Origin of the sequence: Rhodanobacter sp. FW021-MT20, from assembly GCF_041107475.1 — a bacterium.
Lineage (GTDB): Bacteria > Pseudomonadota > Gammaproteobacteria > Xanthomonadales > Rhodanobacteraceae > Rhodanobacter_A > Rhodanobacter_A glycinis.
Genome location: NZ_JBGBPX010000003.1, coordinates 139,478 through 152,842 on the forward strand (window position 1 = coordinate 139,478; position 13,365 = coordinate 152,842).

10 protein-coding genes are annotated in these 13,365 nt (G+C 66.6%); 2 read left to right on the forward strand and 8 right to left on the reverse strand.

Features of this window, described 5'->3' with window-relative positions:
- Positions 1-18 precede the first annotated feature (18 nt).
- The 3 genes from AB7849_RS05585 to AB7849_RS05595 are packed head-to-tail and all read right to left on the reverse strand — an operon-like array spanning position 19 to position 3,558.
- Positions 19-2,610 (reverse strand): heavy metal translocating P-type ATPase, encoded by a 2,592-nt coding sequence (locus tag AB7849_RS05585; RefSeq protein ID WP_369500689.1) that lies wholly within the window; start codon positions 2,608-2,610, stop codon positions 19-21.
- Positions 2,607-3,032 carry a heavy metal-responsive transcriptional regulator gene (locus tag AB7849_RS05590; RefSeq protein ID WP_008212335.1) on the reverse strand — a complete coding sequence of 142 codons (426 nt, stop codon included), beginning with the start codon at positions 3,030-3,032 and terminating at the stop codon, positions 2,607-2,609. Before AB7849_RS05590 ends, AB7849_RS05585 begins: the two co-directional genes overlap by 4 nt.
- Before the next feature lie 52 nt (positions 3,033-3,084).
- Positions 3,085-3,558 (reverse strand): Lrp/AsnC family transcriptional regulator, encoded by a 474-nt coding sequence (locus tag AB7849_RS05595; RefSeq protein ID WP_008212334.1) that lies wholly within the window; start codon positions 3,556-3,558, stop codon positions 3,085-3,087.
- A gap of 165 nt (positions 3,559-3,723) precedes the next feature.
- Between AB7849_RS05595 and ald the strand changes: the two genes are divergently transcribed.
- Positions 3,724-4,842, forward strand: a complete 1,119-nt coding sequence (gene ald, locus AB7849_RS05600) for an alanine dehydrogenase (protein WP_092703406.1) — start codon at positions 3,724-3,726, stop codon at positions 4,840-4,842.
- Positions 4,843-5,074: 232 nt separating this feature from the next.
- On the opposite strand, the gene AB7849_RS05605 is transcribed toward ald, so the two are convergent.
- The 4 genes from AB7849_RS05605 to AB7849_RS05620 form a co-directional block, all read right to left on the reverse strand.
- On the reverse strand, positions 5,075-6,916 hold the full coding sequence (locus tag AB7849_RS05605; protein ID WP_037100207.1) for an ABC transporter ATP-binding protein: 1,842 nt from the start codon (positions 6,914-6,916) through the stop codon (positions 5,075-5,077).
- A 227-nt stretch (positions 6,917-7,143) separates the two neighbouring features.
- Positions 7,144-8,496, reverse strand: coding sequence for a serine hydrolase (locus AB7849_RS05610; RefSeq protein WP_369500691.1), 1,353 nt, complete (start codon positions 8,494-8,496; stop codon positions 7,144-7,146).
- Positions 8,496-8,834, reverse strand: coding sequence for a transcriptional regulator (locus AB7849_RS05615; protein WP_008217170.1), 339 nt, complete (start codon positions 8,832-8,834; stop codon positions 8,496-8,498). Before AB7849_RS05615 ends, AB7849_RS05610 begins: the two co-directional genes overlap by 1 nt.
- Positions 8,831-9,499: a hypothetical protein gene (locus tag AB7849_RS05620; RefSeq protein ID WP_008217172.1), complete on the reverse strand. Its 669-nt coding sequence runs from the start codon at positions 9,497-9,499 to the stop codon at positions 8,831-8,833. Before AB7849_RS05620 ends, AB7849_RS05615 begins: the two co-directional genes overlap by 4 nt.
- Before the next feature lie 182 nt (positions 9,500-9,681).
- Here AB7849_RS05620 and AB7849_RS05625 point away from each other — a divergent pair, with 182 nt between their 5' ends.
- Positions 9,682-12,123: a DUF3772 domain-containing protein gene (locus AB7849_RS05625; RefSeq protein WP_050984403.1), complete on the forward strand. Its 2,442-nt coding sequence runs from the start codon at positions 9,682-9,684 to the stop codon at positions 12,121-12,123.
- A 230-nt stretch (positions 12,124-12,353) separates the two neighbouring features.
- Here AB7849_RS05625 and zipA read toward each other — a convergent pair whose 3' ends face one another.
- On the reverse strand, positions 12,354-13,352 hold the full coding sequence (gene zipA, locus AB7849_RS05630) for a cell division protein ZipA (RefSeq protein WP_369500692.1): 999 nt from the start codon (positions 13,350-13,352) through the stop codon (positions 12,354-12,356).
- Between the last annotated feature and the right edge of the window lie 13 nt (positions 13,353-13,365).

Sequence of the window (13,365 nt, forward strand, 5' to 3'; positions counted from 1 at the left end):
GCGTCACGCCATGCCTTGTCAAAGCCGTACCTTGCGCAGCCGCAACGCATTGCTCACCACCGAGATCGAACTCAGACTCATCGCCAGCGCCGCGATCATCGGCGACAGCACGATGCCGAACCACGGGTACAGCACGCCGGCCGCCAACGGTATGCCGACGGCGTTGTAGACGAAGGCGAAGAACAGGTTCTGATGGATGTTGCGCACGGTGGCGTGCGACAGCTTGCGTGCCCGCACGATGGCACCGAGATCACTCTTGACCAGGGTGAGTTGCGCGCTTTCCATCGCCACGTCGGTACCGCTGCCCATGGCGATGCCGATGTCGGCCGCCGCCAGTGCCGGCGCATCGTTGATGCCATCGCCCGCCATCGCCACGCGTCGCCCTTCGGCTTTCAGGCGCTCCACCACCGCGGCCTTGTCTGTCGGCGAGACATCGGCATGGACTTCGTCGATACCCAGTTCACCAGCCACCGCCTGCGCGGTGATGGCGCTGTCGCCGGTCAGCATCACGATGCGCAAGCCGTCCGCATGCAGGGCCTTGATGGCGGCGGGCGTGGTCGACTTGATCCTGTCGGCCACGGCCAGCACGGCGGCCAGGTGGCCATCGATGGCCAGGAACATCGCCGTGGTGCCCTGCCCGCGCATCTGTTCGGCGCGGGCACTCGCATCGTCATCGACAGGAACGGATGACTCCGCCATCAACCTGGTGTTGCCCAGCAACACGGCGTCGCCCTCAACGGTGGCGGCGACGCCGCGACCGGTCACCGAGCGGAAGTCGGTCGCCGACGGCAAGCGCAGATGCTCGGCTTTCGCTGCGTGGAGAATGGCCCGGGCCAGCGGGTGCTCGCTGGAACGCTCCAGCGCAGCAGCCAGCGCCAGCAGCCGCTCGCGCGGCCATTCACCGAGAACCACCAGATCGGCCAGGGTCGGCTTGCCTTCCGTCAGCGTGCCGGTCTTGTCCAGCACCAGGGTGTCGATCCCGCGCAGGCTTTCGATCACGCCGGCATCCTTGAACAACACGCCTTGCTGCGCACCACGACCACTGGCCACCATGATCGAGATCGGCGTGGCCAGGCCCAGCGCACAGGGACAGGCAATCACCAGCACCGAGACCGCCGCGATCAGGGCATGCGCCAGCCGCGGCTGCGGGCCGAGCAGCGCCCACACGGCAAACGCCAGCAACGCCACCGCAACCACCGTCGGAACGAACCACGCGGCCACCCGGTCGGCCACGCGTTGCAGTGGTGCCTTGCTGCGCTGCGCCTTGGCCACCAGCGCCACGATCTGCGCCAGCATGGTTTCGCCACCGACTTTCTCGGCGCGCATGGTCAACGCACCATCCTGATTCACGGTGCCGCCGGTGAGCACATCGTCAACCTGTTTGGACACCGGCATCGGCTCGCCGGTGAGCATGGATTCGTCGACATGGCTTGCGCCGTCGATCACCACACCATCGACCGGCAGCTTTTCGCCCGGCCGCACGCGCAGCACATCGCCCGTGCGCACTTCGTCCAATGGCACATCGGTTTCGCTGCCATCGTCCGCGATGCGTCGCGCCGTCTTCGGCGCCAACCCCAGCAATGCCTTCAATGCCGCACCGGTGCGCCGGCGTGCGCGCATGTCGAGGAAATCCCCCAGCGTGACCAGGGTGACGATGACTGCGGCCGACTCGAAATACACGCCAACGCGACCGTGCGCATCGCGGAAGCCCGCCGGGAAAATTCCGGGCCAGATGAACGCCACCGCGCTGTACAGCCATGCCACGCCGGCTCCCAATCCGATCAGCGTGTACATGTTCGGTTGCCACGGCTTCAGCGAACGCCAGCCGCGCCGGAAGAACGGCGCACCGCCCCACAACACCACCACGCTGGCCAGAAACGCCTCGATCCAGCCAGACAGGCGATCCCACGGCGGCGGCAGATGCCAGCCAAACAGATGGGGCCCCATCGCCAGCACGAACACCGGCGCCGTCAACGCCAGCAGCGTCCAGAACCGCCGGGTCATGGCCGCCAGCTCGCCGCCATTATCGGCATCCGCGTCAGGCAACATCGGCTCCAGCGCCATGCCGCACTTCGGGCAATCGCCGGGCCCGACCTGCTCCACCTCCGGATGCATCGGACAGGTGTAGAGCGTGCCCGCTGGAGCCTCCGGCGATGGCTTGCGTTCGCCCGTCCAGGCTGAGGGATCGGCCACGAATTTTTCGCGGCATCGGGCACTGCAGAAATACCAGGTCCGACCGTCGTGCTCGGCACGATGTTGCGCACTGTCCGGGTCCACGCTCATGCCGCAGACCAGGTCCGTGGAAGTCGCGCCGGGCCGTTTGGCGGACGCGCCGGAATTCGCGGCATGGTTTCCGTGACAGCACGAGGACGACGCGGAAGGCGCGGTCGCCGGCTCGAGCGGCAACGACTTCACGGGCCGGACGTATCGCTGCGGCTCGGCCTCGAATTTTTCCCGACAGCCGGCACAGCAGAAATGAAAGGTCTGGCCGGCATGCACGCTGGCGTGCTTCGTCGCGGCCGGATCCACCGTCATGCCACAGACGGGATCGATGGCCATTCCGCCCGGTGCCGCACCCTCGCCATGGCAGCAGGAATCGACCGGGCTCATGCTTCGTCCCGATCTTCGACCAGCGCACGCAGGATCGGACATTCCTCCGGCTTGCCGTGGCCCGGGCACGAGTCCACCAACTGGGCCAGTCCGTCGCGCACCTTGTGCAATTCGGCGATGCGCTGATCGATCGCCGCCAGCCGCTGCTGCGCGCGCTGTTTCACCGCCTTCACGCCGCGCTGCCGGTCGGTGGACAGGCTCAGCAGCTCGCGGATCTCCTCCAGCGTGAAGCCCAGGTTCTTGGCGCGACGGATGAAGCGCAACTGCGCAATCGCGTCATCGCCATAGCTGCGATAGCCGGAAGCGCGCCGCTGCGGTTCCGGCAACAGGCCTTCGCGCTCGTAATAGCGGATGGTGTCGATGGCCACGCCGACGCGCTTGGCGACGGCACCGATGGTGAGGGAAACGGTTTGCGTGTTCATAGCCTAAGTCTAGACCCATGATCAAGGTCCAGAGTCAAGCGTTTGTTTTCACCTACACCGGCAACGCGCTGGTCTTCTTCACCGTGCGCAGCGCCAGCGTGGAGTGCACGCGCACCACGCCGGGCAATTGGGTCAGCACGTCGGTGTGGATGCGCTCGAAGTCGGCCGAGTTGGCATAGGCCACGCGCACCATGTAGTCGGCACCGCCGGCCAGCAGGCAGCATTCAGTCACTTCCGGATGGTGCTGGATGGCCGCCTCGAACGCATCGAGCGCGGCGCGGCCCTGCTGGTCCAGCGTGACCAGCACGAAGGCGGTTCCGGACAGGCCTACGGCCTTTTCGTCGACCAGCATCACGTAGCGCGAGATCAGGCCGCGCTCCTCCAGCAACTTCACCCGCCGCAGGCAGGCCGAGGGCGACAGGTTGATCCGCTGGGCCAGCTCCACATTGGTCAGGCGACCGTCTTCCTGCAGCAATTGCAGGATGCTGCGATCACGCTCATCGAGCTGCGTGGAAGAATATGACATTAAATTTTACTCTCATTGTTATTTCGTAGAATTAAATTCTACATTTATCGACAACAAGCCAACAAATCCGCGCAAAATTGCTCGTAATCCGGATCATACTTCTGCACTTTCAGGCCAGTGGCCGGCCGCCCCTTACATCCACCCACCAGCAAGAGACTTACTGCCATGCGCATCGGTGTGCCCAAAGAAATCAAGAACCACGAATACCGCGTGGGCCTCATCCCCTCCTCGGTGCAGGAACTGGTGCATCACGGCCACCAGGTGCTGGTGGAAACCGGTGCCGGCCTGGGTGCGGGCATCAACGACGCCGACTACGTGGCGGCGGGTGCCAGCATCGCCCAGGGCGCGGACCAGGTGTTCGCCGAAGCCGACATGATCGTGAAGGTGAAGGAGCCGCTGGCAGCCGAGCGCAAGAAGCTCCGCAAGGGCCAGATCCTGTTCACCTACCTGCACCTGGCACCCGATGCCGTGCAGACCCAGGACCTGATCGACTCCGGCGCCATCTGCATCGCCTACGAAACCGTCACCGCCGCGAACGGCTCGCTGCCGCTGCTGACTCCGATGTCCGAAGTCGCCGGCCGGCTCGCCCCGCAGGTGGGCGCGCATTCGCTGGAGAAGGCCCAGGGTGGCCGCGGCGTGCTGCTGGGTGGCGTGCCGGGCGTGCCGGCGGCTGAAGTGGTGATTCTGGGTGGCGGCGTGTCCGGCAGCCATGCGGCCACCATCGCCGTGGGCATGGGCGCCAAGGTCACCGTGGTCGACCGTTCCGCCGATGCGCTGAAGCGCCTGTCGGCCCAGTTCGGCACCGCCATCTCCACCGTGTTCTCCACCCGCGCCGCGATCGAGGAACTGGTGCGTCGCGCCGACCTGCTGATCGGCACCGTGCTGATCCCGGGTGCTGCCGCGCCGAAGCTGGTTACCCGCGACATGTTGAAGACGATGAAGCCGGGTTCGGTAATCGTCGACGTGGCCATCGACCAGGGCGGCTGCGTGGAAACCTCGCACGCCACCACCCATGCCGATCCCACCTACGTGATCGACGACGTGGTGCACTACTGTGTGGCCAACATGCCGGGCGCCGTGGCACGCACCTCCACCTTCGCGTTGAACAACGTCACCCTGCCATTCGCGCTGGCGCTGGCCGACAAGGGCTGGAAGCAGGCGCTGGCGCAGGACGCGCACCTGCGCAACGGCCTGAACGTGTGCGAAGGCAAGGTCACCTGCGAGCCAGTGGCCCAGGCGCACTCGCTGGAGTACGTGAAGGCGGAGAGCCTGCTCGGGCTGTAAGCCAACACGCAGTACCGGGGGCTGGCGACAGCCCCCACCACCTCACCCTCCTACCCTCGTCATTCCAGCGAAAGCTGGAATCCAGTGCCTTGCGCGTACGCCAAAACCGAAAGTCGCTGGATCCCAGCTTTCGCTGGGATGACGTCGAGGGGGCGGGTGGCTGGAGGACACCGGATGTGGCGAATCCGCGGTCGACTGCCGAGGCCAGGTGCGTCCATGCCCGGCCTCTTCTTCAGGCCGGTTCATCCTCCGCCGCCACGAAGCCGCCGGTCTGGCGCTTCCACAGCCGCGCGTACAACCCGTCGCGCGCCACCAGTTCGGCATGCGTGCCGGTTTCCACGATCACGCCCTTGTCCAGCACCACTAGCCGATCCATCCGGGCGATGGTGGACAAGCGATGGGCGATGGCGATCACCGTCTTGCCCTGCATCAGGATGTCGAGGCTTTCCTGGATCGCCGCCTCGGCTTCGGAATCGAGCGCGGAGGTGGCCTCGTCGAGCACCAGGATCGGCGCATCCTTCAGCAGCACGCGGGCAATGGCAATGCGCTGGCGCTGACCGCCGCTGAGCTTCACGCCGCGCTCGCCGACCAGCGCGTCGTAACCCGCACGACCTTCGCCATCGGAAAGCGTGGGGATGAATTCATCGGCGCGCGCCTTGCGCACCGCCTCGACCACCTGTGCCTCGCTCGCATCGGGCCGTCCGTACAGGATGTTGTCGCGAATCGACCGATGCAGCAGCGAGGTGTCCTGTGTCACCACGCCGACTTGCGAGCGCAAGCTTTCCTGCGTGACCTGCGCAATGTCCTGGCCATCGATGGTGATGTGCCCGTCTTCCAGGTCATACAGCCGCAGCAGCACGTTGACCAGGGTGGACTTGCCGGCGCCCGACGGCCCGACCACGCCGATCTTCTCGCCTGCACGCACCTGCAGCGACAATCCAGCGATCACCCCACCCTGCTTGCCGTAATGAAAATGGATGTCGTGGAAATGCACGGCGCCACGGGTCACTTCCAGCGGCATGGCGCCCGCGCGATCCTGCACCAGGCGCGGCTGCGAAATCGTGGTGATGCCGTCCTGCACGGTGCCCACGTCCTCGAAAATGCCGTTGACCACCCACATGATCCAGCCGGACATGTTGGAAATGCGAATCACCAGCCCCGTGGACAGCGCGATCGCGCCCACCGTTACCCGGCCTTCGCTCCACAGCCACAGCGCCAGCGCCGAGGTGCCGGCGATCAGCAGGCCGTTCAACGCAGTGATGCTGGCATCCATCACGGTGGTGACGCGGGTCATGCGCTGGGTTTTTTCGTTCTGTTCGGCCATCGCCTCGGCCACATAGGCCTCTTCGCGCCGACCGTGCGCGAACAGCTTCAGCGTGAGCACGTTGCCGTATCCGTCCACGATGCGGCCCATCAGCTTTGAACGCGCCGCCGAGGCCAGCCACGAGCGCTGCTTGATGCGCGGAATGAACAGCGCCAAGGCACCGATGTAGAACACCACCCAGGCCAGCAGCGGCAAGGCCAGCCAGGCATTGGCATGCGCGAACAGCGCCGCTGCACTGCCGGTATAGACCACCACGTACCAGATCGCATCCACGACCTGCACGGTGGACTGCCGCAACGCGCCACCAGTCTGCATGATGCGGTTGGCGATGCGCCCGGCGTAGTCGTTCTGGAAGAAACCCAGGCTCTGGCGAATCACGTAACGATGGTTCTGCCAGCGGATGCGCGTGGTGAGATTGGGCACGATGGCCTGGTTCACCAGAAGATCGTGCAGCGCGTTGAAGATCGGTCGCGCCACCACGATGACCACCGCCATCCACAGCAACTCGCGCCCGTGGCGATGGAAGAAGCCGGGCTGCGGCACCTCCTTGGCCAGGTCCACGACCCGGCCAATGAAACCGAACAGCGCCACCTCGATGCCCGCCACGCACAAACCCACCAGCACCACGGCGGCGAACAACGGCCACACCTGGCGCAGGTAGAACAGGTAAAAACGCCCGACCGACGTCGGTGGCATCTCGTCGGCTGGCTCCTTGAACGCATCGATGAGGGATTCGAACCAGCGGAAGATCATGAGCGATGCGTGCAGGGAAGAAGGCCCAAGCGTGGATGCACAACCGCGAGGACGCAAGGGCCGCGCGTCGTGCGACACGCGGCGAACCTGCGGATCAGCGAGGCGGTCGTCGCCTGCGCGCGGAGGCGCTGGCCACGATGATCGCGATGAGGATCACAACGAGTGAAGCGGTCATGCGCGTTCTCCTGATGAAAATGCCCAGACCACCGGCCGATCGCCTGTGGTCATGGCGTGCGCGGCGCGCGCCGGGACTGCCCGTTCTGGTGCAGCACCAGCGCCACGACCCGGCCGCGCGCATCACGCTGGAAATCCAGCGCCGCCTGCACGGCGGTGTAGGAGAACCGGTCACTGGCCGAGGCAAATACCGGAAGCGCCGGCTGCCCGGTCAACTGCGCATAGAGCTGCCGCCCGCGCCGGCTCACGGTGAACACCATGCCTGGCGCCAGCACGTAACGCCCCACGTACTGCTCCAGCGTCGCTTCCGGCAAGACCTGCAATGGCGGCATCGGCAATGCAGATGACAAGCTCGCCAGGCCCACGCCGGTAAGCAGGTTCGAGGCGTAGCCGTTGGCCAGCAGCACCACCCCGTACTGGTGGCTGGCGTTGAAGCCGATGAAGCTGCTGTAGCCGCCGGTGGCACCGTTGTGCCAGACCACGTCACCATCGGCGCTGCGCGTGGTCATCCAGGCCAGGCCGATGCGCCCCAGCGGGCCGGCGTCACGGCGCGGCTGCTGTGCCAGCCGGATCGCCGCGGCCAGTGGCGTGGACTTCGTGCCCATGCTGGCCTGCAGATAGATCGCCATGTCGTGGCCATCGCTGAGCATCGCGCCCGCACCGGCCAGCGCATCGCGCCAATGCCATGCCGGCGCGGGCGCACCGTCGGGGCCGTGTCCCGGTGCCAGCCGCGCGCCCTTCGTCGGCGCCGTCACGCCGGTATGCGGCATGCCCAGCGGCTGCAACACATCGCGTTGCAGCAGTGCGCCATAGCTCAAGCTGGCATGGCGAGCCAACGCATAGCCGAGCAGGCCGAAGCCCAGATTGGAATATTCGTAATGCGCACCCGGCTCGCGCGGCAAGGTATAACCAGCCAGAAAGCGCTTCAGCTTGTCCGCGCCGTAATCGGCGTACGGATCGGTCGGCGCCGGCGGGGCCAGGTTGCCCGGCACTCGCGGCAAGCCGGAATACTGCTCGGCCAGCAGGCCCAGGGTGATCGCCTTGCCGTGCAGCGAGGGTATCGACCAGCCCGGCAGCCACTGACCCACCGGGGTATCAAGCGAGGCCTTGCCCTGTTCCAGCTCGCGCGCCAGCAGCAGCGCAGTGAAGGTCTTGCTGAGCGAGCCCAGCTCGAACACGGTATCGGCATCGGGCGCGCGGCCATCGGGCAACTTGCCGTAGCCGCGGATGCTCACGTGGCCGTGGTCGACCACCACCGCGACCAAGGCCGGTGCCACGCCTGCGTCGACCATCGTTGTGGCCATGCGATCGAGACGTGGCGGGACAGACTGCTGGGGGCGCGCATGAACGGGAAGTACCGCGGTTGCCAACGCGGCTATCAGGGTCAGGGACAGGCGATGCATCAGGATTTCCTCGTGGCGGGAGTATCGGGAAGCTCCTGCATCACGGCAGCCAGCCGTTGCCGGTAATCGGCCAACGCCTTGCGGCCGGCCGTGGTGATGCGCAGCTCGGTGAGTGGACGTTTGCCGCGAAAGCTCTTCTTCACCTCGATCAGGCCACCGGCCTCCAGCTTGCTCATGTGGCTGGAGAGATTGCCCTTGCTGAGCCCGCTTACCTGTTCGAGGAAGCCGAACTCCACTTCCTTTGCGTTGGCCAGCACGGCCAGGATCAGCAGCCGCGCTGGCTCATGCACCAACCGGTCCAGCGCCATCACCTCGCCGATGCGCGACGGTGCGCTCATGCCGTCGCGCCATCGCGAAGGCGAGCCATGCGCTCACGCAAGGCCAGGAAGTGTCGATGCTCGACGACACCGGCAACGATGAATACCACCGCGACCAACGGGAACATCACCGTCATCAACGCCATCGGCGGGTTCGCGGCCGCCGCACTGGTGCCAAGCACCGGATAGGTGAAACCCGCGCACGTCACCGCCGCCTGGCAGAACAGGAAGGTACCCACGATGAAGTCCAGTGGACTGCGCAACCAGAACCAGACGACCGGCGCCAGCAGCCAGACCAGTGCGAGATAGCCGTAGTCCCCGGCGTTCAGCGGTCGGGGCTGCGAGGTCAACGCGTAGGTCACCCATATCGCCACGCCAACCACCGTCACCACGCACAAGCGATGCGTGACCCGCACCGACAGCGGTGCCTGCTCTTCCACCCGGCCATAGCGCTGGTAATAGCGCCGCATCAACCACTGCCGTGCCAGCACCCACGCCAGCGGCAGCATCACCAGCACGATACGCAGTGCAGGCGTCAGCGGAAGCAAACCGCCCGCCAGGTACGCCAACAGAGCGAACGCCCCGCCCAGCACCGAGGCCAGGCCGCCAGCGCTGCGCGAGTAGCGCGCGTAGTCGCGGGTCAGGCGCTCCAGTTCGTCCAGCCGGGATGACATGGGGTCGTGCATGAGTCTTGCTCCGAAGTGGCACGTCAGTAAGTTTGCAACGCAAACCAATTTGCGTTAACTGCATTTCGACGCGCTTTACGCTGACACCGTCCCGGCAATCCGCCCCAACCGGCTGAACGCAAGCCTAGGCGCGCCGCACGGGCCGATTGACCGCCGCGCAGGCCACGCCGATCATGCGCGCCATGCCATCCCCATCCCCGCGCCTGTCGGTGTTTCAGGCTTTCTTGCTGACCTTTCTGCTGGTGCTCGGCTCAGGTGCGGCATGGGCGCGCCCGGACACGGACCACACTACGCCGGCGCCCACGCCCGCCCAGGCACTGCAGCAACTGGGCGACCAGCTCGACAGCGTGAAAGACGCATTGAAGGATGCGCAGAAAACGCCGGCCGGCGACACGGCACTCGGCGACCTGCGCACGCGCGCCATGCAGGTGCAGGACCAGGCGCGCCAGCTGGCCGACAGCCTGGCGCCGCAGATGGCGGCACTGCAGGCCCAGGTCACCGTGCTCGGGCCGCCTCCGGCCAAAGGCGCACCCGCCGAGGCGCCGGAAGTGGCGGCGCAGCGGCGCCAGTTGGACAAGGCCGAAACCAGCCTCAACGCGCAACTGGTGCAGGCCCGATCGCTGAACCTGGATGCGTTGCAACTGGTGAGCCAGATCACCGGCCTGCGCAACGACCAGTTCCAGGCGCGCCTGGCCGCGCGCACGGACACGCCGCTGGGCCACGCCTTCTGGAGCGACCAGGCCGACTCGCTACCGAACGACATGGCCCGCTTCCGGCGCCTGGCCAGCCGCTGGAGCGACGCCTGGCACGATGCCTGGCAACCGCCGAACCGGACACCGTTGCAGGCTTTCATGCTGGCCGCGCTGCTGCTGCTTGCCGCCGGCCGCTGGGCGCTGCATCGGCTCTGGCAGCACGTCGCCGCGCACTGGCTACCCGATGGGCACTTGCGGCGCAGTGCCATGGCCACCGTGATGGCGCTGTCCACCACCCTGGTGATCGGGCTGGCGGCGCAATGCCTGCACATGGGCATCAATTGGAATGACACCCTGGACAGCGATCTCGATGCCCTGGCTGCTGCGGCAGTCCGCATCGTCTGCTTCGCTGCGCTGATCGCCGGACTGGGCAGCGCCATGCTGTCCGCTCGGCACACCTCGTGGCGATTGCTGCCATTGTCCGACCTCGCCACGCAACGACTGCGCGCCTACCCCTGGCTGCTCGGCGGCGCGGCGCTGCTCACCGGCCTCACCGAACGCATCATTCGCAGCATAGGCTCCAGCCTTTCAGCGACGGTGCTACTTCACGCCTTGCTGGCATTGATGGTCAGCGCATTGATCGGGCTGGTACTGCTGCATCTGCGCCACGCGCGGCGCGAAACCGATGCCAGCGGCGACACGCCGACCCGGCGGCCATTGTGGGTGGGCCTGTTGAGCTTCGCCGCCGCGCTGGGCGTGGTCACGTGCTGGCTGGCGGTGTGCACGGGCTTCATCGCGCTGGCCTTCTTCGTGGCAGTACAGATGCTGTGGACTGGCTTGGTGGCAGCCAGCCTGTACCTGCTGCTGCAACTGGTAGCCGATCTTTTCGAGGCGCTGCTGTCACCGCGCGGACGCAGCGGCCAGCGCCTGCAGGCAGGTTTCGACCTTGCTCCGGACACGCTGGAACAAGCATCCACCCTGCTCACCGGCATCAGCCGCGTGCTGCTTGCCTTGTTGGCGCTGACGCTGGTGCTGGTGCCTTTCGACGCCGGCCCGGCCGAGCTGGCGCAGCGCGCGCAACTGCTGTTCGGCGGGCTCAAGCTGGGCCAGCTCAAGATCGAACCGGGTACCGTGCTGGGCGCGATCGCGGTGTTCGTGCTGGGATTGGTGGCACTGCGCGTGCTCAAGCGCTGGCTGGGCGAACAACTGCTGCCCAAGACCACGATGGAACCGGGCATGCGCGACTCCATCGTCACCCTGCTCGGCTACCTGGGCGGCGTGCTGGTCTTCGCGCTGGCGCTGGTGGCGCTGAATGTGAACCTGCAGAGCATCGCCTGGATCGCCAGCGCGCTGTCCGTGGGCATCGGCTTCGGCCTGCAGGCGGTGGTGCAGAACTTCATTTCCGGCTTGATCCTCCTGGTGGAGCGGCCGGTGAAGGTGGGCGACTGGGTCAGCCTGGCCGACGTGGAGGGCGACATCCGCCGCATCAATGTGCGCGCCACCGAAATCCAGCTGGGCGACCGCTCGACCATGATCGTGCCCAACTCGCAACTGATCACGCAAAACGTGCGCAACGTGACGCACAGCAGCGCGCAGGGACGCGTGCGCATCCTGCTGCCGATGCCGTTGAGTACCGATGCCGATGCGGCACGCCAGCACATGCTCGAAGCGTTGCACACGCATCCATCAACGCTGGAAACGCCGGCTCCGGTGGTCCGGCTGGACGACATCAGCGCCAGTGCGATGACTTTCAGCATCGTCGCCTACGTGCGCAGTCCGCGCGAGGTATCGGGCGTGAAAAGCGACCTGCTGTTCGACATCCTCAAGCGGCTGGGGGCTGCCAACCTGCCGTTGTCCACGCCACAGAGCATGCTGGTGCGCAGGTTGCGCGACGACGACGGGAACACGGACGCAGCGTCCCCCACCACCTGAAGCCGGCATCGCCACTGTTTCGAGCGCACGTCGTGCACGAATAGCTCTTGGCCGGGTATCGCGAAAACCTTTCGCGCACAGGGCGCGCTCCTGCACGGCTTCAACCTGACCCAGAGTGGGGGCGACTTCCCGTGGGAGCAGCTTCAGCCACGACGCCCTCGGCGCGGTCCGCGGAAAACGAAAAGCATCGCGACTGAGTCCGTTCCCACCTCGGGAACGCATCCCGGCGATCAATGCCCGAAATGGATCTCTTCGCCTTCGTGGCCGCGATCCCAGCCACGCAATTCGTCGCGGATATAGGCAATGCGTTGGCGGCCGAGCGCATTGCGCTCCTCGTCGAGCACCTGGCCATCCAGCAATTCGGCCAGGCGTTGCGCGATGGGCAGCATGGCATCCCATGCATCCAGTGCCGGCACCGGCGCCGGCAGCGTCATGAAGAAGCTCACGCCGGGCGTGCGCAAGGCGTCAAGCCGCCCCAGGTCGAAGCTGCCGGGCTTGAGCATGTTGGCCACGCTGAAGATCGGCCCCAGCTCGCGCTTGCCGTCGACCAAGCGGTGATAGATGCCCATGTCGCCGAATTCGAGGCCGGCCTTTTCGGCGGCCACGACCAGGTCCGGCCCGTTGAAGTGGGCGCCTTCGCGCGCCATCACGAACAGGGTGACGATGCGTTCCACCTGCATCTGTGCCGGGCGACGACCCAGATCGGAACGCGGTGGCGTGGCAACAGGCGCGGGCGCCGGCGCAGGTGCTGGAGCCGGCACGGGCGCAGGCACAGGAGCCGGTGCCGCGGCAGCGGACGGCAGCGGCGCAGCGCCCTCGCCCGGGCTGCGCAGCGTGTTCACGATGGAAGCGGCCGTGCTGCTCATCGGCGGCCGGCTCTTCGGGCTGCCGCCACCGCGTTCGCCGGCCAGCGTGGCGCCGAGCCGTTCGAGCTCTTCGCGCAAGCCCATGTCCAGCTCGCCTTGCTGCGGCGCCGGCTCGGCCGCGCCGCCGGCTGGCTTGCCGAAATCATCGAAAGCCGGATCGTCGGCCAGGCTGTTGCCACCAAGGGTCGGCTCGCGCCGCTCGCCCGTCCCGTGCTCGACCGGGGCTGCCGGGCGCCGACGCCCTTGCTCCTGCTTCGGTTTGCCGAACAACCAGATCAACGCCAGCACGATCACGCCGACGATCAGCAGCGGAATGCCGACGGCGGGGTTCCAGGCAAAGGCGGACACGAGGGGCAGCGTCATCATGGTTTCCTCA